Consider the following 23,479-nt stretch of genomic DNA (forward strand, 5'->3'; position numbering starts at 1 on the left):
ATGGGATCGGGATAGAGGCTGGAGCGGAACGGCCTGATCACACGGGTGGTTCCGCGAGGGCTGCGGGAGTGGCGGGGACGAGGACATGGTGAAGAAGCAGCTCCGCCGGCACCAGCGCGAGGCCGTCGACGCGGTGGTGCGGGCCCTGGAGCTGCCCGCCGGGGGCCGGGTGCCCGAGGCCGGTCTGCGCACCCAGGTGATCATGGCCACGGGCTCCGGGAAGTCCCTGGTCGCCGTCGGGTCGGCCGAGGAGCTGAAGGCCGGGCGGGTGCTGGTGCTGGTGCCCTCGCTGGACCTGCTCGCGCAGACCGCCGGGGTCTGGCGGGAGGGCGGCCGGTCCGGCCGGTACCTCGCCGTGTGCTCGCTGGCCGAGAAGGACGCGGGCGCGCCCACCACGACCGATCCGGCCGAACTGGCCCGCTGGGGCCGCCTCCCCGGGGACCGGGTGACGGTGTTCGCCACGTACGCCTCGCTCGGCCTGGGCACCGTCGAACGCGCGCACCTCGCCGGGCTGCCCGGCTGGGACCTGATCGTGGTGGACGAGGCGCACCGGACGTCCGGGCGGATCGGCAAGCCGTGGGCGGTGGTGCACGACAACGCGCGCATCCCGGCCGTCCGGCGGCTGTACCTGACGGCCACGCCCCGGGTCTGGCAGGACGGCGAGGAGGACGAGGGAGGCCGTCCTGCCGGACACGGCGAGCTGGTGGCCTCCATGGAGGACGATCCGCGGGGCCCGTTCGGCGCCCGCTGCTACACGCTGTCCCTGTCGGAGGCCATCGACCGCGGGATCTGTGCCCCGTACCGGGTGGTGTGCGTGGACGTCACCGACCCGGGTTTCCAGGCGGCGGTGCTGCTGGGCGGCGACGGCCGCTCGGACGCGGTGCGCGGGGCACGGCTGGCCGCGCTCCAGACGGCGCTGGTGAAGGCGGCGGCCGAGCAGGGATTCCGGCGGACGCTCGTCTTCCATCACCTCACCAGGGAAGCCGAGGCCTTCGCCGCCGGGTTGCCGGCGGTGGCGGAGCGGCTGCGGCTCACGAGCAGGTCCGCGCGGCCGGCGTATCCGCGCACCGTGTGGACGGACTGGCTGTACGGGCAGCACACGGCGGCTCACCGGCGCCGGGTGCTGGACGCCTTCGCGGAGGGCCGGACCGCCGACGGCAGGATCGCGGACAAGGCCTTCCTGGGCAGTGTCCGGGTGCTGGGCGAGGGGGTGGACACCAAGGAGTGCGACTCGGTCTTCTGGGCCGACCTGCGGGGATCCATGCCCGACCTGGTCCAGGCCGTGGGGCGGGCGCTGCGGATCCGGCCCGGGGAGGGGAAGGTCGCCTCGCTGGTGGTGCCGGTGCTGCTGGGGCCCGGCGAGACCCCCGAGACGATGCTGACCTCGCGGGCGTACGGGGACCTGGCGCGGCTGCTGGAGGCGCTGCGGGCGCACGACACCCGCCTGGTGGAGTCCCTGGCCCAGCCGCAGGCGCCGAGCCGCCCGGGCCCGGCCTCCCCCGCCGCCTCCGGGGTGTCGGGCGGGGCGCGGTCCCTGCTCGGCTTCTCCACGCCCAGGGACCCGGCGCAGCTGGCCGCCTTCATCCGGCTGCGGGTCCTGCACCCGGAGCGCGAGCACTGGCGGCGCGGGGTGGAGGCGGCCCGGATCTACGCCGCACGGGCCGGGGACCTGAAGGTGCCCTTCGCCTACAGGGTCCCGGCGGGCGGCGAGGAGTGGCCGCCCGGGTCGGCCCGGTTCCCGCTCGGGCAGTGGATCGCGGACGCGCGGCGCACCCATCGGCGGGGCGCGCTCGGCCGGGAGCGGGTGGCACAGCTCGACGAACTCGGCATGGTGTGGAGCCACTTCGACGTGGCCTTCGAGGAAGGGCTGGCAGCGGCCCGCGCCTGGGCGGCGGAACACGGGCACCTCCTGCCGCCGGTCGAGGCGACCTGGAACGGCGCGCCCGTCGGAGTCTGGGTGAAGAACCAGCGGGCCGCCGCCCGCCGCGAGGGGCCCGGGGCACTCCCGGCGGAGCGCCGCGAGGCCCTCGACGCCGTCGATCCCTCCTGGTGCCCGGCCTGGGACATCGCCTGGCAGCGCGCCTTCCACCTGCTGCGGGTCCACCTCGACGGGGGCGGGCGGCTCCCGCTCGGCCCCGGGGAGGTGGTGGTGCAGGGCCAGGACCTGGGCGTGTGGGCCCGGGGGCAGGCCTCGTCCTGGGAACGGCTGTCCTGGGCCCAGCGCTGGCTCCTGGAGCACGCCCTCGGGCTGACCCCCGGGGCCGGGGCGGAGCGGACGCGGCCGCGCCGCGGCCATGCCACCGCCTGGGCCGAGCACCTGGAGGCGGCCCGGCAGTTCCGTTCCCGCGAGAAGCACCTGCGGGTCCCGCGCGCGCACGTGGAGCGGGTCGGCGGCCGGGAGCTGCGCCTCGGGTCCTGGATCGCCAACCAGCGTGCGCGGGCGCGTTCCCTCACGCCGGACCGGGTCGAGGCCCTGACGGCCCTGGGGATGCAGTGGCCGACGCCCCGGCTGCCGGGCGGGGCCGGGAGCCCCTAGGCCCTGTCGTCGAAGTGGCGCCTGGCCCGCGCCACTGTGACGACAGGGCCTGGATCGGAAGGGGCGGACCGGAGCAGGCGCGGGCGGGCGGGGAGGCGGGCTGCCGGACACCCCTGCCGGGGCGGCGAATGTCCGGTCACGGCCGCGGGGGCGGAGCCCGTCGGTCAGTGGTGGAAGCCGGAGCGGGGTGCGGCGGCCGGGACCGGCGGGGGCGCCGTCCGCAGGTGCTCCACCGCACGGCGCAGGTCGGTGACGAGCAGGGCGATCTGATCGCGGGTCACCCCGTGCCGGACGAGGACCCGCTGGATGACGGTCTCCTGGCGGTCGGCAGGCAGCGGGTACGAGGGCACCTGCCAGCCCCTCATCCGCAGCCGGTCGGAGAGGTCGTAGAGGCTGAACCCCGCTCCGGCGGGGTCGCTGAGGGTGTAGGAGACCGCGGGGAGGGCGCCCCGGCCGTCGTACAGGAGGGTGAAGGGGCCCATGTCGGCGATCTCCTGGGCGAGGTACTGGGCGGTCTCGGCGCACGCCTCCTGCACGCGCCGGTAGCCGCCCCGGCCCAGACGCAGGAAGAGGTAGTACTGGGCGATGACCTCGCCGCCGGGCCGGGAGAAGTTGAGGGCGAAGGTCGGCATGTCGCCGCCCAGGTAGTCCACGTCGAAGACGAGGTCCGCCGGCAGCAGGTCGGCAGTGCGCCACACGATCCAGCCGACGCCGAGGGGTGCGAGCCCGTACTTGTGGCCGGAGGTGTTGACGGAGGCGACGCGCGGCAGCCGGAAGTCCCACACCACGTCGGGGTGGAGGAAGGGTGCCACGAAGGCGCCGCTGGCGCCGTCCACGTGGATGGGGATGTCCCAGCCGTGTTCGGCGTGGATGCGGTCGAGTTCGGTGGAGATCGCGGCCACGGGCTCGTAGTCGCAGGTGTAGGTGACGCCGAGGATGGCGACGACGCCGATGGTGTTCTCGTCGACGTACGCGGAGAGCTGGTGGGGCCGCAGTCCGGTGGCGCCGTCCTCCAGCGGCACCTGGCGCAGCTCGACGTCGAAGTAGCGGGCGAACTTCTCCCAGCAGATCTGGACCGGCCCGCAGACCAGGTTGGGCCGGTCCGTGGAACGGCCTTCGGCGCGGCGGCGGGCGCGCCAGCGCCATTTGAGGGCCAGGCCGCCGAGCATGGCGGCTTCGCTGGAGCCGGTGGTGGAGCAGCCGGTGGCCGCGGTGCCCGGCGGGGCGTTCCACAGGTCGGCCAGGATGTTGACGCAGCGGGCCTCGATCTCGGCGGTCTGCGGGTACTCGTCCTTGTCGATCATGTTCTTGTCGAGGCACTCGTTCATCAGGCGGTGCACGCCGTCGTCCGACCAGGTGGTGCAGAAGGTGGCCAGGTTCTGGGCGGCGTTGCCGTCGAGGAGGAGCTCGTTGTGGAGCAGTTCGTAGACCACCTCGGTCGACGAGTGGTCGTCCGGCATCCGGTACTTGGGAAGGATCTGGCCGCTCAGGGCGGATGCGAACACGTCCGTGTCGGCATCGGGGGCGCCGGTGTCCTTCGTCTCATGAAGAGCCATATCGGGACTATAGGGAAGAAACAGACGATCCCGGCGGAGGTCACCCGGGGCGGGCCGCCCCGGCCCGGCGGACCCGCTCGGCACCACCGCTTCCGGCCGTCTCTGCGGTGTGACCCCTTCCATACCCTCCCCGGGTCGCCGCAGAAATTACCGTCCAGTAGCCTTTGATCCGCAGATCTTCCCGTCCGGGCCGTTGGATCCGGCTCGGACGGGAAGATCATCCAACTGGTTTTACGGGCAACTTATCGGCAGATGTCCAGATACCGGCCGCCTGTCTCCCCCGTCCTGATACCTCTCGGGCCATGAACAAGATCACCCGCCGTCAGGCCTTAGGCGCCACCGCCGGCGCACTCACCGCACTCGGTCTCACCGCTGCCGCCGCGACGGCAGCCACCCGCCCCGCGTCCACGCCCGCCGCCTTCGGCGCCGCCCGCACCGTCGACGAGGTCTACCAGGGCCGCCGCATCCAGATCACCCCCGGAGCGGGCGGTCACCACGGCGGACACCACGCCCCCGGCCTGCCCAGCGTGCGGATAGACGGGCGCGAACTGCACGTCATGCGCAACGCCGACGGCAGCTGGATCAGCGTGATCAACCACTACGAGACCTACTCCGACCCGGCCTCGCTCGCCCGCGCCGCGGTCCGCGACCTCCAGGGCGCCGCCCTCGTCCCGTTCGGAGACCCGGCATGACCGTCCGCAAGAACCAGGCCTCGCTCACGCCCGAGGAGAAGCGCGCCTTCACCGCGGCCCTGCTGGAGCTCAAGCGCACCGGCAGCTACGACCGCTTCGTCACCACCCACAACGGCTTCATCATGGCCGACACCGATGCAGGGGACCGGGTCGGGCACAGATCCCCGTCGTTCCTGCCCTGGCACCGGCGCTTCCTGCTGGAGTTCGAGGCGGCGCTGCAGAAAGTGGACGCGAGCGTGGCGCTCCCCTACTGGGACTGGACGGTGGACCGCACCGCCCGCTCCTCGCTCTGGGCCCCCGACTTCCTCGGCGGTACCGGCCGGGCCCGCGACGGGCAGGTCCTCGACGGGCCCTTCGCGTACGCGACGGGGAAGTGGGACATAGCCGTACGGGTGGACGGGCGCCCGTACCTGCGGCGCGCCCTCGGCTCCGGCGTGGCCCAGCTGCCGACCAAGGCCGAGGTGGACGCCGTACTCGCCATGCCGGTCTACGACATGGCCCCCTGGAACAGCTCCTCGAACGGCTTCCGCAACCACCTGGAGGGCTGGCGCGGCGCCAACCTGCACAACCGGGTGCACGTCTGGGTCGGCGGCCAGATGTCGACGGGGGTCTCCCCCAACGACCCGGTGTTCTGGATGCACCACGCCTTCGTCGACAAGCTGTGGGCCGACTGGCAGGCACGGCACCCGCAGTCCACGTACCTGCCCGGCGCGGGCACCGCGAACGTGGTGGACCTGAACGACACGATGCGGCCGTGGAACGACGTGACCCCGGCGGACATGCTGGACCACCGGAAGTTCTACACCTTCGACACCGAGCCCGCCGCGGCCCCCGCCAGCCAGCGGTAGTGCAGTTCGGGGCGGCCGACCTGACCGTACCGGGGGGTCCGGTCGGCCCGCCCCGTGTCCACCAGGTGCTCCAGGTAGCGGCGGGCGGTGATGCGGGAGGTGCCGGCCGCCTCGGCCGCCCCCGCCGCGGTCAGCCCCTCGGGGGCCGCCCGCAGCAGCGCGGCGACCCGGTCCAGGGTGGGCGCGCTCAGCCCCTTGGGCAGCTCCGCGGGGCCCGGCGCCCGCAGCGCGGCCATCGCCCGGTCCACGTCGTCCTGCCCGGCCGCCTCGCCCGCCGCACCACGGAACTCGGCGTAGCGCAGCAGGCGTTCGCGCAGGGTCGGGAAGGCGAAGGGCTTCAGCACGTACTGGACCACGCCGAGGGAGACGCTTTCGCGGACCACGGCCAGATCCCGCGCCGAGGTCACCACGATCACGTCCACGGGGTGACCGGCGGCCCGCAGCCCGCGCGCGAAGCGCAGGCCGTGCCCGTCGGGCAGGCCGAGGTCGAGCAGCAGCAGGTCCACCCGGGTCCGCTCCAGGGCCCGGGTGGCCTCGGCGAGCGAGTGGACGACGGCGACGGCGGTGAAGCCGGGCACCCGTCCGATGTACAGCGCGTGCGCGGCGGCGGCGACCGGGTCGTCCTCCACCACCAGCACCCGCACCCCGGGCGCCCCGGCCCCGTCACCCTCCGCCGCCCCGCGGCCGGCCGTGCCCGCCGGTCCCGTCCTGCCCGTGGCGTTCATGCGCGGACCTCCCGAGCCAGCGGCAGTCGTACGGTGAACTCGGCGCCCCCGCCCGGCACTTCCCCGGCGCACACGCTGCCGCCGTGCCGCTGGGCCACCTGCCGGACCAGAGCGAGACCCAGGCCCCGCCCCTCCCCCTTCCCCGACCAGCCCCGCCGGAACACGTCGGCCGCGGCCCCTTCCGGCAGCCCGGGACCGTTGTCGGCGACGCGCAGCAGCAGCTCGCCGCCGTCGGGCCGCACGGTGACGGCGATCCGCCCGCCCGGGACCCCGGTGAGGGCCTCGACGGCGTTGTCGACGAGGTTGCCGAGCACGGTCACGAGGTCCCGGGCGGGCGGGATGCCGGGCGCGCCGTCGACGGCGCTGCTGTCCGGGGTGACGACCAGTTCGACCCCGCGTTCGTGCGCCTGCGCGGCCTTGCCGAGCAGGAGGGCCACCAGGACCGGCTCCCCCACCGCCGTGACCACCTCGTCGGTGAGGGCCTGGGCGAGTTCCAGTTCGGCGGTGGCGAAGTCCACCGCCTCCCCGGCCCGGCCGAGCTCGATGAGGGAGACCACGGTGTGCAGCCGGTTGGCCGCCTCGTGGGCCTGGGAGCGCAGCGCCTGGGTGAACCCGCGCTCATGGTCCAGCTCGCCGGTGAGCGCCTGGAGTTCGGTGTGGTCGCGCAAGGTGACCACGGTGCCGCGGCGGCCGCCGCCGGCGACGGGCGAGCTGTTGACGACGAGCACCCGGTCCGCGGTGAGGTGCACCTCGTCCGTCCGGGGCCGGTCGGCGAGCAAGGCGCCGGTGATCGGCGCGGGCAGTCCCAGGTCGGCGACGGAGGTGCCCGTCATCCCGCTCCGCAGCCCGAGCAGCTCCCGCCCGGCGTCGTTGATCAGGGTGATCCTGCGCTGTCCGTCGAGCATGAGCAGGCCCTCGCGGACGCCGTGCAGGGCGGCCTGGTGGTAGTCGTACATGCGGCTCAGCTCGGCCGCGTTCATGCCGTGGGTGTGCCGGCGCAGCCGGGCGTTGACCACGTACGTGCCCAGGCCACCGAGGGCGAGGGCGCCGGCCGCCACCCAGGCGAGGGCGGAGAGCTGGGCGGCGAGGCGGGCGCTGACGGCGCGTACGGTGATGCCCGCGCTGACCATGCCGACCACCCGGCCCCGGTCGGTGAGCGGGGTGACCACCCGGATCGAGGGGCCGAGGGTGCCCGTGTAGGTCTCGCTGAAGGTCTGGCCGCGGAGTGCGGGTGCCGTGTTGCCCAGGAAGGGCTCCCCGATCCGGCGGGGGTCGGGGTGGGTCCAGCGCCGCCCGGCCGGGTCCATGATCGTGACGAAGTCCACCCCCGCGTCGACGCGCACCCGCTCCGCGTACGGCTGGAGCGCCGACGAGGGGTCGGTGCCGCGCGCGGCCCCCCGTACGGCCTCCTGGACCGACGGGGAGTCGGCGACGGCCCGGGCCACGGCCCCGGCCTGGCGCCGGGCGGCGTCCTCGGCCTGGCCGCGCGCGGTCGCGTACGCGAAGACGGCGCATCCGGCGACGACCACGGCGACCAGCAGCACCTGCATGGCGAAGAGCTGGCCGGCGAGGCTGCGCGGCGGGCGGGGCAAACGGAACATGGCGCTCAGTGTGCCCCGGGCCGTGAACTCAATGAACGCAAGGGTGACCGGGGTCACAGGCTGGGCGATGGTCTCCCCGAACGTATTCACCACCAGGAGGCATCGTGGCCGCCAGACGCGACAGAACGCATTACCTTTACATCGCGGTGATCGCCGCGGTGCTCCTCGGCATCGCCGTCGGCTTCGCCGCCCCCGGTGTGGCCGTGGAGCTCAAGCCGCTGGGCACGGGCTTCGTGAACCTCATCAAGATGATGATCTCCCCCGTGATCTTCTGCACGATCGTGCTGGGCATCGGCTCGGTCCGCAAGGCCGCCAAGGTGGGTGCGGTGGGCGGGCTCGCGCTGGGTTACTTCATGCTGATGTCCACGGTGGCGCTGGCGATCGGCCTGCTGGTGGGGAACCTGCTGGAGCCCGGCAGCGGGCTGCACCTGACGGAGGCCGCACGCAGCGCGGGCGAGGCGCAGGCCAAGGCGGGCGGGGCGGAGAGCACGCCCGAGTTCCTGCTCGGGATCATCCCGACCACCTTGGTGTCCGCCTTCACCGGGGGCGAGGTGCTGCAGACGCTGCTCGTGGCGCTGCTGTGCGGGTTTGCGCTCCAGGCCATGGGCAGGGCCGGCGAGCCGCTGCTGCGCGGGATCGGGCACGTGCAGAAGCTGGTGTTCCGGGTGCTGGCGATGATCATGTGGGTGGCGCCGGTGGGCGCGTTCGGGGCGATCGCCGCGGTGGTCGGGGCGACCGGACTCGACGCGCTGAAGTCCCTCGCCGTCATCATGATCGGTTTCTACACGACCTGTCTGCTGTTCGTCTTCGTGGTCCTGGGCACCCTGCTGCGGGTGTGCACGGGCGTCAGCGTGTTCGCGCTGCTGCGCTACCTGGGCCGGGAGTTCCTGCTGATCCTGTCCACGTCCTCGTCGGAGTCGGCGCTGCCCCGGCTGATCGCGAAGATGGAGCACCTCGGGGTCTCGCGCCCGGTCACCGGCATCACCGTGCCCACGGGCTACTCCTTCAACCTCGACGGGACGGCGATCTACCTGACGATGTCCTCGCTGTTCGTGGCGGAGGCCATGGGTACGCCGCTCACGCTCGGGGAGCAGATCTCGCTGCTGCTCTTTATGATCATCGCCTCGAAGGGTGCCGCCGGGGTGACGGGTGCCGGGCTGGCCACCCTCGCCGGGGGCCTCCAGTCCCACCGGCCCGAACTCGTGGACGGCGTCGGCCTGATCGTCGGGATCGACCGGTTCATGAGCGAGGCCCGCGCCCTGACGAATTTCGCGGGCAATGCGGTCGCGACGGTGCTCATCGGGACGTGGACGAAGGAGTTCGATCACCAGCGGGCCACCGAAGTCCTCGCGGGACGCCTTCCGTTCGACGAGACGACGCTGGTCGACGACCACCACGGCGACGTCCACGGCGACGATCCCGCCACGGGCTCCGCCCCCGGCGGCGCGCAGAAGACCGAGGCCGTGCCCTTCCAGCCGGGCGGCGACAAGGACGGCGCACGGGTCTAGCCCGTACGCCCGCACGGTCCGGCCGGGCAGGACTCGCCCCCACGGTGCCCAGCCCGGCCGGACCCGGCACACACCCGCACATCTCACCCATACTCGGTTCCCGGCCACCGATAAACGAACCCCCGGGTTGTAAAAGGTACTTCCGCAGCGGGGTCCGCGTCTGACATCTTGCGTCCACCACTCGTTTCGTAAGGCCCGGTAGGTGCGACCCACCGGGTCATCGGAGGACGCATTGATACCCCACATATCCAGCCGGCCTCGACGCACCCTGGTGCTGGCCGCCGCACTCGGCGCCGCACTGACCCTCGGGGCTCCCGCCGCGCTCGCCGGCACCGCCCCGGTCTCCCCCTCCGCGCCGGCCCCGGCTCCCGCCGCTCCGGCCCAGGCCGCGGCGCCGACTTCCCAGAGTGCGACCTGGGTTGCCGGCACCCGCGCCTACCTCGTGATCACCGCTGCGGGTGACACCTCGGCGGTGCGCTCCGCGGTCGCCGCCAACGGCGGCACGGTCTTCGCCCACTACGACGCGATCGGCGTGATCGTCGCCCACTCGGCGTCCGGCTCCTTCGCCACCACCATGCGCGGTGTCAGCGGCGTCCAGCAGGTCGGTGCCACCCGCACCTCGGACGTCCCGGCGGATGCCTACAACCCGGCACTGCCGGCCAACCCCTCGCAGTCCACGACTCCCTCGGGCGAGCCGGTACGCGTCGACATGACCCAGATCAAGGCCGACCAGGCCTGGGCCGTCACCACCGGCTCGGCCGGCGTCAAGGTGGGCATCCTGGACACCGGTGTGGACGACCAGCACCAGGACCTGGCACCCAACTTCAACGCGGCGGACTCCGCTTCCTGCGCGTACGGCAAGGCGGACACCCGCGCCGGCTCCTGGCGTGACGTGGGCACCCACGGCACGCACGTGGCCGGTACGGTCGCCGCCGCCAAGAACGGCAAGGGCGTCATCGGCGTGGCCCCGGGCGTGAAGATCTCCTCGGTCCGCATCGCGGAGCCCGGTTCCTCGCTCTTCTTCGCCGAGAACACCGTCTGCGGCTTCATGTGGGCCGGTGACCACGGCTTCCAGGTCACCAACAACAGCTATTACACCGACCCGTGGCAGTTCAACTGCCCGGACAACGCCGACCAGGCCGCGATCATCGAGGGCGTCAAGCGCGCCCAGGAGTACGCGGAGAGCAAGGGTTCGCTGCAGGTCGCGGCAGCCGGCAACTCCAACCTGGACCTGGCCAACAAGACGACCGACACCGAGAGCCCGAACGACTCGACCCCGGTCACCCGCACCATCACCAACGCCTGCCTGGACATCCCGACCGAGCTCCCGGGCGTGGTCACGGTCTCGGCGATGGGCACCACGGCCAAGGCCTCGTACTCCAACTACGGCCTCAACGTCGTCGACATCACCGCCCCGGGCGGCGACGCCACCGGCATCTACAGCACCCTGCCCGGCGGCAAGTACGGCAGCATGAGCGGCACGTCCATGGCCTCTCCGCACGTGGCCGGTGTGGCCGCGCTGCTGGCGAGCACCAACCCGGGCATCACCCCGGCGCAGCTGCGCGACAAGCTGGCCACCCAGGCCAACGACGTCGCCTGCCCGTCGGACAGCCGGTGCAAGGGCACCACCGCCAAGAACGGCTTCTTCGGCGAGGGCCAGGTCGACGCCCTCAAGGCCGTCGGCGCCACCCCGCCCCCCGGCAAGTACTTCGAGAACGCCGGTGACTTCGCCATCGGCGACAACACCACCGTGGAGAGCCCGATCGCCGTCAGCGGGGTGACCGGCAACGCCCCGGCCACCCTCAAGGTGGGCGTGAACATCGTGCACACCTACACCGGTGACCTGAAGGTCGACCTGATCGCCCCCGACGGCACCGCGTACACCGTGCACAACCGGGCCGGTGGCAGTGCCGACAACATCAACCGGGTCTTCACCGTCAACGCCTCCTCCGAGGTCGCGAACGGCACCTGGAAGCTCCGCGTGAACGACAACGCGGGTGGCGACACCGGCAAGATCGACTCCTGGAACCTGACCTTCTAGGACGTCCGGCACGACCTCGCGGGGCCACCGGGGAGCGTCCGCTCCCCGGTGGCCCCGTGCCGTCAGCGGGTCCGCAGTACGCAGTCCCCGCAGTAACCTCCGCCGGGCACCCGGTAGTAGAGGCAGCAGCTGCGCCGTACGAAGGCCACTCCGAGCCCCGGCTCGTGGACGAAGGTGCCGGTCCCGGCCAGGGGGCCGTCGTCGGTCAGCAGGGCGGCCGCCGCCCGCACCGCCGCATCACCCTCGACCCGGTCGGTCAGCACCCGCAGCGCCCCGACGAGTCCGGACGCGGCATTGCCGCGCAGCACCTTGGGCGACACCCCGAACTCCTCCCGCAGCCGCGCGTCGAACACGGCCAGGTTCCCGAGGACGGTCGCGCCCAGGGACTGCGCGGGCAGCGCCACGGCCTCCGGGAGCCACAGCTCCAGCGAACCCGCACCGGGCAGCCGCCACCGGACACGGTCCGGGTCCAGGTCCGGTACCCGCCCGGCCAGGGCCACGCACCCGAGCCCGATCGACCACAGTCGCGAGGCGATCCCGAACTGCGCCGTCGAGGCGGCCGCCCGGTCCGGTCCGCTGCCGATCCGCCTGCCGACCTCGGCCACGTACGGGCCGAGCCCGTCCCCGTAGAGGTCGGCCAGCGGCCGGAATCCGGGGCCGGGCGGCTCCCTCCCGTACGGCACGGCGAAGAAGGGGCCCACCGCGGCCAGTGTGCGCAGTACCTCGTCCATCCCCGGATGATCTCAGCCGCCCGCCGGGGAGGAGGCGGCGACCTCGGAGTCGGACCCGTCCGGTCCGCCCTCCGCCGGCCGCCCCCGCACCGCAGCGGGCGCCGGACCCGCCGGCGCCCCGCCCTCAGAGGCGGGCGAGGAAGTCCAGCAGCACCCGGTTGAAGGCTTCCGGCTGCTCCACCCCCGGCAGGTGGCCTGCCCCCTCGATGACCGTGAGCACCGAGTGCGGCATCAGCGCGTGCAGGGCCTCGGCCTCGGCGACCGGGGTGTAGACGTCGTCCGCCCCGACCAGCACCAGGCAGGGCTCGGTGGCCCGGGCGAGGACCGGCCGGTAGTCGGGGCGCTCGGCGCGTCCGCGCAGTGCGGCGGCGGCGCCCTCCGGGTCGGTGGCCCGCATCATGGCGCCGACGCGGGCCGCGACCTCCGGCATGCCGGTCACGTTGTAGGGCGCCAGCATCTTGTCGATCACCTCGTCGGCATAGGGCGCCATGCCCTCGGCGAGGAGCCGTTCGGCGACCGCGTGGCGGAATGTCCTGCCCTCCTCGCTCTCCGGAACGGGAGAGGTGTCGGAGAGGACGAGGGCACGGACCCGACCCGGGTGGCGCAGCCTCATCTCCATGGCGATCTGCCCTCCCATGGACACGCCGCCCACGACCGCTTGTCCGATGCCCAGCAGGTCGAGGAGGGCGGCGAGATCGTCCGCGAAACCGGACAGTCGCAAAACCCCCGGGCTCACCGGACTCTCCCCGTATCCGCGCAGGTCAGGGGCTATCACTCGGTAGCCGGCAGCCACCAGGGCGGCCGTCTGGGGGGACCACATCGTGCGGTTGAACGGATGTCCGTGGATCAGGATTACGGGCACCCCGTCACGGGGACCCAAGTCGTCGAAAATCACTGGCGCGTCATTGCCGAATGAGGGGTTCATGAGAGGACCCTAAGGGGCTACATTGAGCCACTCGCGTTCACCTGACCGCCCGTTGCCTTTCACCCGTGTTTTGCACGGGGGGCGACGTCAGAAACGCAGACTGTGCAACCACCCCACCGCCCAGAAGGACCGAAGGCTCCGTGCCCGTACCCGTACTCCTCGCCGGCCGCACCGTGCGGCTTGAGCCCCTCGCCCCCCACCACACCGAGGCCCTGGCCGTGGCCGGGGCCGAGGATCGTACGACTTACGCCTTCACTCCCGTACCCCACGGCGTGCAGGCGTCCCACGAGTACATCGACCGTGCCCTCGCCGATCAGGCGGCGGGTCGCTCGGTCCCGTTCGCGGTGGTCAGAGCCACCGACGGCCGGGTCGTCGGTTCGACCCGGTTCCTGGAGCTCGACTACTGGCAGGGGCCGCTGGTGTGGCCCGCCGTGCCCGGGGTCCCGTTCGGCGATCCGGCGACTGCGGTCCCCGATGCCGCCGAGATCGGCAACACCTGGCTGTCCCCGGGCGCCCAGGGAACCGGCATCAACACCGAGGCGAAGCTGCTCATGCTCCGCCATGCCTTCGAGACCTGGGGGGTGCGGCGCATCTCCCTGCGCGCGGACGCCCGCAACGGACGGTCCCGGGCTGCGATGGAACGGCTGGGCTTCACCAGCGAGGGGGTCCGCCGGGCCCATTCGCGGGGGCTGGACGGCGCGGTCCGCAGTACCGCCTTCTACTCGGTCCTCGACGAGGAGTGGCCGGCCGTACGGTCGATCATCGAGCTGAGGCTGTCGGCCGCCGCCCAGCGCAAGCGGCGCCGGCGGACCCTGGTCCCCGCCTGACCCCGTCCGCTCCCGGCCGTGACGGTCCTGCTCCCGCGGCCCCCGCCGCGGTCGTCCTCCGCCGAGGCCGACCGCGGCGGGGGCCGCCGCCGTGCAGGGGCAACGGTCTTCCCTAGGGCACCCCAAGAAAAGGAAAAGTGGGGAACCCTGCCTTCCGTCCGTTCATCCTTCGAACGGAAGGATCGCGCACCCCAGACCACCCGCCCCACCGGGGCAGCACCAGCCGGAGAGCCACCGCACATGTCGCACGCACCAGACGGGCAGCAGTACCAGCCGTACCGGCCGGAAGGACAGCAGCCGCAACCGCCCCACGGCGGACAGCCGTACGGTGCCCGGGGCGGGCAGCAGCAGCCGTACGGGGTTCCCGGGGCGCCGTACGAGGAGGAGCCGCGGTACGGGGAGGAGCCGCCCGGGCCGGAGCGCCCGCGCAGGTCCCTGGTGCGCCGCTGGGTGGTCGCGGGGGGCGCCGTCCTCGCGCTCGCGGGGGTCGCGGCGCTCGTGCTGAACCACTTCGAGATACCCCCCTTCACCGACAAGGGCACGGCGGTCTCCTTCGGGAAGCCGGCGGCCGGCGGCGCGGGCAAGCCGGGCGAGGCCCAGCAGCCGTCGAGTTCCAAGATGCTGATGCCCACCGGCCCGACGGCCGAGTTCAAGAATGCGATGACCCTCCCCGACGGCACGCACGTCGCCGTCACCACGCTGGACGGCAAGAAGTCCGGCTTCAAGGGCAAGGTGTGGGTCTGGGCTCCCAAGGAGTACGACGATCCGAAGTTCGCGCAGAGCGGCTTCCCCGTCATGATCGCGCTGCCGGGCGGCGCCGGTTACCCCAGCAACTACTGGATGGGCACCGACCTGGGCCTCCAGACGAGCATCAGCAAGTGGTACGCCGAGGGCAAGAGCAAGCCCTTCATCCTGGCGATGCCGGTGCTCAACCCGGGGCCGGACGACAAGGGCGTGTACTGGGACGGCTCCGACATACCCGATCAGCCGAAGATGGGGACCTGGCTGACGGAGGACGTCCCGGACCTGATGAAGGCGAACTTCCGCACCGTCAAGTCCCGTGACGGCTGGGCCTTCATGGGCTCCTCCACCGGCGGCTTCGCGGGTCTGAAGGCCGTGCTCAAGCACCCGGACAAGTTCAAGGCCGTGATCGCCTCCGGCCCGGACATCGTCCCGGACTCCTCCCTCTGGAAGGGACACGACAAGGAGAAGGCCGAGAACAATCCGGAGGTCCTCGCGAAGCAGCTCATCGACCGCAAGGGCCCGGACGTGTACCTGGCCTTCCAGGTCGGGGACAGCGAGAACAACAAGAAGACCTTGCCGGACGTGCAGAAGTTCATCGCGACCTTCGGCAACAAGGGCCCCGTCCACACCGACCTGAGGGTCATCAAGGGCGGCCAGCACAACGCCAAGACCTACGTGCCGAACATGGGCGAGGGCCCGATCCAGTTCATCAGCAAGGTCATGGAAGGGCCCGTCGAGTAGCGGACGACGCGCTCACCTCCCCCTCGCCCCTCCCCTGCTCCCGCTCCGGCCCGCCGAACACCTTCGGTGGGCCGTCGCCCTTCCACGGCTCCCATCCAGGGTCGCCGGTCACGGCGAAGGCCACCCAGGCCGCGTGCATCTCCCCGGCCAGCGCCTGCGGGGCGTCCGGTCCCGCCAGCCACGCGGTCTCCGGGACTCCGAGGGTGTCGAAGACGAAGCCCAGCTCCAGGGCGTGGCAGGCGCCGAGACCGGGGATGCCGGAGGGCCAGGCGAACTCGTAGACGAAGCTCGGCGCCGTCCGCCGGGCTCCGGCGAGCCGGCGCAGCGGATCGCGCAGCAGCCGGTCGGCGAGGAGGGAGCCGGCGATCTCGGCCGGGCCCGCACCGGGCAGTCCGGCCCGCAGGGCCCGTACGGCGTCCCGGCCCTTGCCGCTGCGCAGGCGTGCGAGGGCCACCGTGAGCGGGCCCAGCCGGTCCAGCAGACGCATGGAGCCGGTGGGGGCGAGCCAGAGCCTGTGCTCCTGCGCGGTCCAGCCCAGCAGCAGCGGGACATCGGCCGACGCCTCAGGGGCCCCGGGGCCGGCGAGGGCGTCGAGCGGGTCGTACGGGAGGGTGTCGGGGTCGGTGACCAGGCCGAAGGCGGCCGTGCCGAGCAGCGGGCCGGACCGGCGCAGCACGGCCGCCTGGGCGGCGAGCAGGGCGGGCAGGCCGACCGCGCCGAAGGCCTCGGCAGTGGCTTCCACGGTGAGCAGCGAAGCCATCCGCCGGACCGTCGTGCGGACGCGGTCCCGGGGCAGCACCTCGGGGGCCCCGCTCTGCAGGACGGCCCGGGCGAACAGCCCGGCGGCACGCGGGGCGGCGAGGAGGGCGCCGATGCTGATCGCTCCGGCGGACTCCCCGAAGACGGTGACGCGCGCCGGATCGCCGCCGAAGGCCCCGATGTTGTCCCGGACCCAGGCCAGGGCGGCGATCTGGTCCAGCAGGCCCCGGTTGGCCGGGGCGTCCGGGAAGAGCCCGTAACCGAGCACTCCGAGGCGGTAGTTGAAGGAGACGAGGACGACGCCGTCGCGGGCGAAGGCCGAGCCGTCGTAGACGGGCACGGCCGACGAGCCGCGGGTGAGGGCCCCGCCGTGGATCCACACCATGACGGGCAGCCCGGCCCCGGAGGTCTCCCCGCCGACGGGGGCGGGGGTCCACACGTTGAGGTTCAGGCAGTCGTCCCCGGGGATCTGCGGGTCGGACAGCAGGGAGGCGAAGGGCTCCGCGTAGGGGACCTTGGGCGCGGTGGGTCCGTAGGTGCCCGCGTCGCGTACGCCGTCCCAGGCGGCCGGGGGCGCGGGGGCGGCGAAGCGGAGGGCGCCGACGGGCGGTGCGGCGTAGGGGATGCCCCGGAAGGCGGCGGTCCCGTCCGCGCCGGTCCGCCCCTCGACCACGCCGTACCGGGTCGTGACCCGGGGGCGGCCGCCGCCCGCTGCGCTCATCTGTCTCCTCCTGGATCCGTCCGCCGGCACCCGTGCCGTGCGCGCACCGTCGCACAGCCGTCCCACGGCTGACAAGGCGCGCCCGGGCCCGTCCGGGAGGGGCCCGGGACGGTGTCGGTGCGATGTGCCGTCACCGGGTCGGCGCACGGGCCGTGACCCCAGGGCCACTGCTGCGTTGTATGCCATGTCAAATGCTGCAGAATCTGCGGCGCCCCATAACCTCTCGAGGAGATCTTGATGTCGCGTATCGCGAAGGCATTCGCCATCACCGCTGTCACCGGTACCGCCGTGGCCGCCGGTGCGGGTCTGGCCGTCGCCGATGCCGGAGCGCAGGGTGCGGCTGTCGGCTCCCCCGGTGTCCTGTCGGGCAACCTGCTCCAGGTTCCGGTCCACGTCCCGGTCAACGTCTGCGGCAACACCGTCAACGTGATCGCCCTGCTGAACCCGGCGTTCGGCAACACCTGCGTCAACGCCTCGGGCGGCGGCGACCACCACACCGAGGGCTACGGTCACTGATCACTGACCGTACGACCGGTTGAAGGGCCCCCGCCACCGGGCGGGGGCCCTTTCCGCTGCCACGGGGTCATTCGTACCGGTAGATGCCCCGGTGGCCCAGCATCTCGCGCGGGGTGACGTCCCAGGGGGGCATCGGCTCGTCCAGGGCGATCACGCGGCCGCGCTGGAGGTCCCCGTACGGGAGGGGGGCGGCCGGCAGGTATCCGGAGCGGGGGTGCTTCTGCTGCCAGCGGTCCCAGATCAGGTCCACGAAGGCGTGGTGCAGCCAGAACGCCGGGTCGTTGGGGGCCGCACCGCCCGTCATGTGGCCGCCGATCCACTGGTGGACCTTGTTGTGGTTGCGCCAGCGCTCGCTCCTGGGGGCGGCCCAGCCTTCCAGCTTGTTGCGGAAGCCGCCCGCGGTGGCGGTGGAGTCCCAGGGCGAGGTGTCGTAGACCGGGTCGTCGATCGCCCACTGCAGTTCGGCCGGGGTGGGCAGCGTGATCGGGTTCTGCGGCCGTCCCAGGTTGCGGGTGAGGAACCGGGACTCGGTGACGCCCACCGTCACGGTCCAGTTCCCCTTGGCGTAGGCGAAGGGCCCGGTCATGACCTGCCGGTCGGCGGCGCGCCCGGTGCCGCCGAGGAAGTCGTCCGCCCAGAGCGAGGAGACCGGGCTGGTGTCGGTGGTCCAGTCCCAGTACGGGATCGAGACGCCCGGGTCGACCCTCTGCAGCTGCCGCTCGAAGTCCAGCAGGTAGCGCCGGTGCCAGGGGAAGAACGAGGGGGACATGTGCCCGACCCGGAGCTTGCGGTCCCGGTCGGGCACGAAGTACGTGTCGTGCGTGCGTACGAAGCGGTCGTACGTGCCGTCGCGCTTGAGCTCCAGCACGGCCGCCGTGAAGCGCTTCTTCTGGGCGCTGGTGAGGTTCTTCTGGTTCTGCCGGATGTACAATGCGGGGCTCCTCCCTCAGCCGTGGTGCGGGGCGGCCATCGCCAGCTGGGCGGTGCCCAGTTCGTCGACGGCGGCGCGGGCCAGTTCCAGCGGCGTCGGATAGGACTGGAAGTGGTTGATCCCGCTCAGGTAACTGCCGTCGGCACGGCGCATGACGTGCAGCGGGCGGCCGTCGATGCGGACCCCCGCCCGGTCGACGGCGATGTGCCGGCCCCGGTACGTCTCCTCGGCGAGCGGGGCCGGGGTGAGGGTCTGCCGGGGCCGCCGCGCGCGCAGCACGGGTGCCAGGACGGCCGTGGTACCGGCGAGCACGGCGGCGGTGAAGGCCGAGCGCAGGACCGTACGGCGGGTCAGTGGTAGGGCGGCTTGCATGCGGTCTCCCTCGCTCGTGGCCGGCGGCTACGGGTCTAACGCCGCTCGGCGGGCGAGGTCACCCCTGAGGGTGCTTGTAGAAGAGGGTGGTGGACCGCAGGCGGCCGGCCGGGGCGGTGGCGTAGTCGGGGATGGTGGCGGCCTCCGTCCAGCCCGCGCGGAGGTAGACGTGCTCGGCGCCGCTGCCCGTCTCGGTGTCCAGGAACAACAGCACCACCCCGGCGCGGGCGGCGGCGGCCTCGGCCTCGGCGAGCAGGGCGCGCGGTGCCCCTGCCGCGGGCGGCCGGGTGGACCATGAGCTTGCGCAGCTCGGCGCGGTGACGGCCGTTGGACTTGGACTCCCGGCACCAGCTGACGGTGCCGTCGATCCGGCCGTCCCCGCCGGTACGGGAGACCCACAGGGCGAGGGATCCGTCCTCGACGGCGGGCAGCAGGGAGTCCCACCAGGCGGCGGCGCCTTCGTGGTCGAGCCCGGTGAGGAAGCCGAGCGAGGATCCGGACTCCACGACGGCGAGCAGGAGTGCGGCGAGTTCCTCGCGGTGGGCGCGGAGCCCGGCGGCGTCGAGCGCGGTGATGCTGGCCGTCATGCGGCGAGCACAGGGATCAGCCGGGGACGCGCTGGAGGCGGGGCAGGGGCGGGGCGCGGAGGACCGCGGCCATGCGCAGCGCGAAGCCCGGGGACGCGGAGACGGTGATGGCGGCGTGTCCGGTGCCCCGGCCCCGTGCAGGCCGAAGCAGGCGGCGGGCGCGGCGGGCGCGCAGACCTCCTCGCGCAGCGGCAGCGGCGGGAGCACGCCGTTCGCCCGGTGCGCGGCGAGCACGCCGGAGGCGGCGAAGGCGGCTGTGCCGAGGAGGTGGAGGGGCGTACAGCACGGCGCCTCCTTCGGAGCGGGGACGGCGGGTGGGGGCCGCCCGCAGAGGCTGCCCCACCGCGCCCCGTCCCCGCATCGGCCGTTCGGCCGGGCCATGCCCCGCCCCGTCCGACGTTCCGGACGGGGCGGCCCCGCGCCCCTTGACGGGCCTCACCGTCCTGTCCGTCCTCACCGCCCGCGATGCCGCACGGCCCGGGGCCGCCCGACCGCACCGTCCGGCGGGTCCGGTCGGCTGGCGCTCGGCCCGCGCCCGGGCCATGGGCCGGACTCCTCGCGCACCGCGTCGATCTTCCGCGAGGCCTTGAGGAACAGGTGGTCGACGCGGCCGTCGCCGGGCGCCGCCGCGCGGGGCCCCGCGACGGCCGGGGCGAGGCGGCGCGTGAAGGCCTCCGGGTCTCCCCAAGGCGTAGGTGACGCGCTCCTCGTCCTCGGAGACCTTCCGGAGGCAGACCGGTACCGCTGCTGCGACCCGCTTTCCGTCAGGGGGCCGGCAGCTCCGCGAAGTCCGCCACCAGCCCGCGGTGGTGGCCCGCCGTGCCCAGGGCCAGGGAGTCGGCCTTGGCCCGCTTGAGGTAGAGGTGGGCGGGGTGTTCCCAGGTCATGCCGATGCCGCCGTGGAGCTGCACGCATTCCTCGGCGGCCCGGACCGCCACCCCCGAGCAGTACGCCTGGGCGACCGCGATGGTGAGCGGCGCGTCGGGCGCTCCCGTCGCGAGGGCGTCGGCGGCCGCCCGGGCCGCTGCCCGGGCGGAGGCCACGTCGAGCCAGAGCCGGGCGAGGCGGTGCTTGAGGGCCTGGAAGGAGCCGACGGGCCGGTTGAACTGGTGCCGGGTCCGTACGTGGGCCACCGTCTCGGCGAGGCACCACTGCGCCAAACCCAGCTGCTCCGAGGCCAGCAGTCCGGCTCCGGTGAGCAGGGCGCCCGCGACGGCCGCCCGGGCGACGGCCGGGTCGGCAAGCCGGGTGCCGGCGGCCCGGTCGAGGGTGACGGTGGCGAGCGGGCGGGTGAGGTCCAGGGGAACCCGCTCGGTCAGCGCGGCCCCCGCCGCCGGGACCGCGTACAGCCCGGTGTCGGCGAGCACCAGCAGGACATCGGCGGCGACCGCGTCCGCGACGGAGGTCACGGCGCCGGTCAGGGCACCGGAGCCGCTGTCCCGTACCCCGGTCGGCAGGGGGGCGCCGGGGGCCAGGGTCAGCGGGAGGGCGGGGACGCACACCTGCCGGCCGGAGGCCGTCTCCGCGAGCAGCGCCGCCACCTCGGGCGTGGACGGCTCGCACCCGAGCAGGATCTCGGTGGCGAGGACCGCGCTGGTCAGGAACGGTACCGGGGCGACGGCCCGGCCCAGTTCCTCCAGGACCACGGCCGCCTCGCGGTGGCCGGCGCCCTGGCCGCCCAGCTTCTCGGGCACCAGCAGGCCGGCCGCGCCGATCCCGGCGGCGAGCGTCCGCCACACCTCGGGGTCGTACGGGTGGCCGGTCTCGGCGCGGGCGAGGATGCTCGCGGCGTCGCAGCGGTCGGCGAGCAGGGACCGCACGGCGGAGCGCAGTTCCTCCTCGGTCTCGGAGTAGAGCAGGTCGTAGGGGGCGCTCGGGCTGGTCATCGGGCCAGGTCCTTCCAGGCGAGGTCCTTGTCGTCGCGCGGCTCGGGGGGCAGGCCCAGGACGCGTTCGGCGACGATGTTGAGGAGGATTTCGCTGGTGCCGCCCTCGATGCTGTTGCCCTTGGCGCGCAGGTAGCGGTAGCCGGCGTCGCGGCCGGTGAAGTCGACCAGTTCGGGGCGGCGCATGGTCCAGTCCTCGTACAGCAGGCCTTCCTCGCCGAGGAGTTCCACCTCCAGCCCGCTGATCTCCTGGTTGAGGCGGGCGAAGGTGAGCTTCATGCCCGATCCCTCGGGGCCGGGCGCCCCCGCGGCCAGCTGCTGGCGCAGCCGTTCTCCGGTCAGGCGCGCGACTTCGGCCTCGACCCACAGTTCGAGCAGGCGCTGGTGGAGGGCGTGGGTGCGCAGGGCCGGCCGCTCGCGCCAGGCGGCGGCGACCGGCGCGATCATGCCGCCCTCGCGCGGGATGCGCATGCCGCCGATGGAGACGCGCTCGTTCATCAGGGTGGTGCGGGCGACCTCCCAGCCCTGTCCGACGGCGCCGAGGCGGTGGCTGTCGGGGATACGGACCCCGGTGAGGAAGACCTCGTTGAACTCGGCCTCGCCGGTGATCTGGCGCAGCGGGCGGACCTCCACGCCGGGGGCGTGCATGTCGCAGAGGAAGTAGGTGATGCCCCGGTGCTTGGGCTGCTCCGGGTCGGTGCGGGCGATGAGGATGGCCCAGCGGGCGGTGTGGGCGCTGGAGGTCCACACCTTCTGGCCGTCGACCACCCACTCGTGCGCGGCCTCGTCGAGGACGGCGCGCGTCCCGAGCGCGGCGAGGTCGGATCCGGCGCCGGGTTCGCTGAAGAGCTGGCACCAGACCTCCTCCCCCGCCCACAGGGGGCGCAGGAAGCGGCGCTTCTGCTCCTCGGTGCCGTACGCGAGGATCGTGGGCGCGGCCATGCCGAGGCCGATGCCGATCCGGCGCGGGTCGTTGTCGGGGGCTCCGGCGGCTTCCAGCGCGGCGTCGACGACGCCCTGGAGGGAGCGGGGGGCGCCGAGTCCGCCGAGGCCCTCGGGGTAGTGGACCCAGGCGAGTCCGGCGTCGAAGCGGGCGCGCAGGAAGTCCTCGCGGGGGGTGTCCGCGGGCGGGTGCGCGGAAAGCAGGTCCCGTACGCGGGTGCGCAGTTCCTCGGCGGTGACGCGCGCGCCGGCCGGCTCGGGAGTCCCTGCCGTACGGGGCGTAGCGGGCGTGCCGGTCATCGGGTGCCTCCGTCCAGGGCCGGTACGAGGACCAGGCGGCCGGTGGTGGTCCCGTCGGCGAGGCGCTGCACGGCGTCGGCAGCGTCGGTGAGCGGGACGCGTTCGCTGACGAGCGGCTTGATGACGCCCTCGGTGGCGAGGCGGGTGAGTTCGGTGTGGCAGGCGAGGATCGCGGCGGGATCCTTGGCCGCGTAGAGCCCCCAGTGCAGGCCGAGCACCGAGTAGTTCTTGACGAGGGCGTGATTGAGGGCGGGGGTGGGGACCGTGCCGCTGGCGAAGCCGACGACGACGATCCGGCCCTCGAAGGCCACGCACTTCGTGGAGGCGGTGTAGGCCCCGCCTCCGACCGGGTCGTAGACGACGTCGGCGCCCCGCCCGGCGGTGAACTCCTTGACGCGTGCCACGAGGTCCTCGGTGGTTCGGTCGATCACCAGGTCGCAGCCGAGTTCCTCCGCGGTGCGGGCCTTGGCCTTGCCTCCGACGACCCCGATGACGGTGGCTCCGGCAGCCTTGCCGAGCTGGACGGCGGCACTGCCGACCCCTCCGGCGGCGGCGTGCACGAGCAGGGTCTCGCCGGACTGGAGGCGGGCCCGCCGGTGGAGGCCGAACCAGCCGGTCTGGTAGCCGATGTGCAGGGCCGCAGCCTCGGCGTCGTCGAGGGCGTCCGGGGCGGGGAGCAGGGCCCGGGCGGGCGCGGTGACGTACTCGGCGAAGCCGCCGTGGGGCAGGCTCGGGTTGGCGATGACGCGGCGGCCGTCCTCGGTCTCGCCACAGACCTCCACGCCGGGGGTGAAGGGCAGCGGGGGCCGGATCTGGTACTGCCCCCGCACCAGCAGGGCGTCGGGGAAGTTGACGTTGGCGGCGAGCACCCTGAGCTTCACCTCGCCCTCGCCGGGCACCGGTTCGGGAATCTCCTCGAGGCGCATGGCCTCACGGGGTTCGCCGGGGGTATGTACGCGCCATGCCTGCATCCGGGGCCTCCAGCCGCCGT

General features: G+C 73.5%; 20 protein-coding genes. 8 read left to right on the forward strand and 12 right to left on the reverse strand.

Annotated features, from left to right (window positions below):
- Window positions 1–85 precede the first annotated feature (85 nt).
- Window positions 86–2,536: a Helicase associated domain protein gene (locus ACFWUZ_RS08725; RefSeq protein ID WP_384369322.1), complete on the forward strand. Its 2,451-nt coding sequence runs from the start codon at window positions 86–88 to the stop codon at window positions 2,534–2,536.
- Between the two features lie 164 nt (window positions 2,537–2,700).
- Here the strand turns inward: ACFWUZ_RS08725 and ACFWUZ_RS08730 are convergent, their stop codons facing one another.
- Window positions 2,701–4,092, reverse strand: a complete 1,392-nt coding sequence (locus ACFWUZ_RS08730; RefSeq protein WP_384369325.1) for a glutamate decarboxylase — start codon at window positions 4,090–4,092, stop codon at window positions 2,701–2,703.
- Window positions 4,093–4,394: 302 nt separating this feature from the next.
- Between ACFWUZ_RS08730 and ACFWUZ_RS08735 the strand changes: the two genes are divergently transcribed.
- Window positions 4,395–4,784, forward strand: a complete 390-nt coding sequence (locus ACFWUZ_RS08735; RefSeq protein WP_384369328.1) for a tyrosinase cofactor — start codon at window positions 4,395–4,397, stop codon at window positions 4,782–4,784.
- Window positions 4,781–5,632: a tyrosinase family protein gene (locus tag ACFWUZ_RS08740; RefSeq protein ID WP_384369331.1), complete on the forward strand. Its 852-nt coding sequence runs from the start codon at window positions 4,781–4,783 to the stop codon at window positions 5,630–5,632. Before ACFWUZ_RS08735 ends, ACFWUZ_RS08740 begins: the two co-directional genes overlap by 4 nt.
- On the opposite strand, the gene ACFWUZ_RS08745 is transcribed toward ACFWUZ_RS08740, so the two are convergent.
- Window positions 5,584–6,357 carry a response regulator gene (locus ACFWUZ_RS08745; RefSeq protein ID WP_384369334.1) on the reverse strand — a complete coding sequence of 258 codons (774 nt, stop codon included), beginning with the start codon at window positions 6,355–6,357 and terminating at the stop codon, window positions 5,584–5,586. The two genes, ACFWUZ_RS08740 and ACFWUZ_RS08745, sit on opposite strands and share 49 nt — an antisense overlap.
- The gene (locus ACFWUZ_RS08750) at window positions 6,354–7,958 is read right to left on the reverse strand and encodes an ATP-binding protein (protein ID WP_384369337.1); all 1,605 of its coding nucleotides are present in this window, start codon (window positions 7,956–7,958) and stop codon (window positions 6,354–6,356) included. The genes ACFWUZ_RS08745 and ACFWUZ_RS08750 overlap by 4 nt, the downstream gene beginning before the upstream one ends.
- Before the next feature lie 104 nt (window positions 7,959–8,062).
- Between ACFWUZ_RS08750 and ACFWUZ_RS08755 the strand changes: the two genes are divergently transcribed.
- The gene (locus ACFWUZ_RS08755; protein ID WP_384369340.1) at window positions 8,063–9,466 is read left to right on the forward strand and encodes a cation:dicarboxylate symporter family transporter; all 1,404 of its coding nucleotides are present in this window, start codon (window positions 8,063–8,065) and stop codon (window positions 9,464–9,466) included.
- A 271-nt stretch (window positions 9,467–9,737) separates the two neighbouring features.
- Window positions 9,738–11,507, forward strand: a complete 1,770-nt coding sequence (locus tag ACFWUZ_RS08760) for a S8 family serine peptidase (protein WP_384369686.1) — start codon at window positions 9,738–9,740, stop codon at window positions 11,505–11,507.
- 62 nt (window positions 11,508–11,569) lie between these two features.
- Here the strand turns inward: ACFWUZ_RS08760 and ACFWUZ_RS08765 are convergent, their stop codons facing one another.
- Window positions 11,570–12,238 carry a (2Fe-2S)-binding protein gene (locus tag ACFWUZ_RS08765; RefSeq protein WP_384369343.1) on the reverse strand — a complete coding sequence of 223 codons (669 nt, stop codon included), beginning with the start codon at window positions 12,236–12,238 and terminating at the stop codon, window positions 11,570–11,572.
- 124 nt (window positions 12,239–12,362) lie between these two features.
- A complete protein-coding gene (locus tag ACFWUZ_RS08770) occupies window positions 12,363–13,163 on the reverse strand; it encodes an alpha/beta fold hydrolase (protein ID WP_384369346.1) in 801 nt (266 codons plus the stop codon).
- A 140-nt stretch (window positions 13,164–13,303) separates the two neighbouring features.
- On the opposite strand from ACFWUZ_RS08770, the gene ACFWUZ_RS08775 reads away from it, so the two are divergent.
- Window positions 13,304–13,990: a GNAT family N-acetyltransferase gene (locus ACFWUZ_RS08775; protein ID WP_384369350.1), complete on the forward strand. Its 687-nt coding sequence runs from the start codon at window positions 13,304–13,306 to the stop codon at window positions 13,988–13,990.
- 240 nt (window positions 13,991–14,230) lie between these two features.
- Window positions 14,231–15,475, forward strand: a complete 1,245-nt coding sequence (locus tag ACFWUZ_RS08780; protein WP_384369353.1) for an alpha/beta hydrolase-fold protein — start codon at window positions 14,231–14,233, stop codon at window positions 15,473–15,475.
- On the opposite strand, the gene ACFWUZ_RS08785 is transcribed toward ACFWUZ_RS08780, so the two are convergent.
- Window positions 15,453–16,955, reverse strand: coding sequence for a carboxylesterase/lipase family protein (locus tag ACFWUZ_RS08785; RefSeq protein WP_384369356.1), 1,503 nt, complete (start codon window positions 16,953–16,955; stop codon window positions 15,453–15,455). The two genes, ACFWUZ_RS08780 and ACFWUZ_RS08785, sit on opposite strands and share 23 nt — an antisense overlap.
- A gap of 237 nt (window positions 16,956–17,192) precedes the next feature.
- Between ACFWUZ_RS08785 and ACFWUZ_RS08790 the strand changes: the two genes are divergently transcribed.
- Window positions 17,193–17,471, forward strand: a complete 279-nt coding sequence (locus ACFWUZ_RS08790) for a chaplin (RefSeq protein ID WP_384369359.1) — start codon at window positions 17,193–17,195, stop codon at window positions 17,469–17,471.
- A 67-nt stretch (window positions 17,472–17,538) separates the two neighbouring features.
- Here ACFWUZ_RS08790 and ACFWUZ_RS08795 read toward each other — a convergent pair whose 3' ends face one another.
- The 6 genes from ACFWUZ_RS08795 to ACFWUZ_RS08820 all read right to left on the reverse strand — a co-directional run bounded on the left by ACFWUZ_RS08795 (window position 17,539) and on the right by ACFWUZ_RS08820 (window position 23,459).
- Window positions 17,539–18,402: a tyrosinase family protein gene (locus ACFWUZ_RS08795; RefSeq protein WP_384369362.1), complete on the reverse strand. Its 864-nt coding sequence runs from the start codon at window positions 18,400–18,402 to the stop codon at window positions 17,539–17,541.
- Window positions 18,403–18,417: 15 nt separating this feature from the next.
- A complete protein-coding gene (locus tag ACFWUZ_RS08800; RefSeq protein ID WP_384369365.1) occupies window positions 18,418–18,774 on the reverse strand; it encodes a tyrosinase family oxidase copper chaperone in 357 nt (118 codons plus the stop codon).
- Window positions 18,775–18,809: 35 nt separating this feature from the next.
- Window positions 18,810–19,361, reverse strand: a complete 552-nt coding sequence (locus tag ACFWUZ_RS08805; RefSeq protein ID WP_384369368.1) for a hypothetical protein — start codon at window positions 19,359–19,361, stop codon at window positions 18,810–18,812.
- 764 nt (window positions 19,362–20,125) lie between these two features.
- Window positions 20,126–21,247 (reverse strand): acyl-CoA dehydrogenase family protein, encoded by a 1,122-nt coding sequence (locus ACFWUZ_RS08810; RefSeq protein ID WP_384369371.1) that lies wholly within the window; start codon window positions 21,245–21,247, stop codon window positions 20,126–20,128.
- The gene (locus tag ACFWUZ_RS08815) at window positions 21,244–22,488 is read right to left on the reverse strand and encodes an acyl-CoA dehydrogenase family protein (protein ID WP_384369374.1); all 1,245 of its coding nucleotides are present in this window, start codon (window positions 22,486–22,488) and stop codon (window positions 21,244–21,246) included. Before ACFWUZ_RS08815 ends, ACFWUZ_RS08810 begins: the two co-directional genes overlap by 4 nt.
- Window positions 22,485–23,459 (reverse strand): NADPH:quinone oxidoreductase family protein, encoded by a 975-nt coding sequence (locus ACFWUZ_RS08820; RefSeq protein WP_384369377.1) that lies wholly within the window; start codon window positions 23,457–23,459, stop codon window positions 22,485–22,487. Before ACFWUZ_RS08820 ends, ACFWUZ_RS08815 begins: the two co-directional genes overlap by 4 nt.
- Between the last annotated feature and the right edge of the window lie 20 nt (window positions 23,460–23,479).

The sequence above is a fragment of the Streptomyces sp. NPDC058646 genome, assembly GCF_042716875.1.
Taxonomy (GTDB): domain Bacteria; phylum Actinomycetota; class Actinomycetes; order Streptomycetales; family Streptomycetaceae; genus Streptomyces.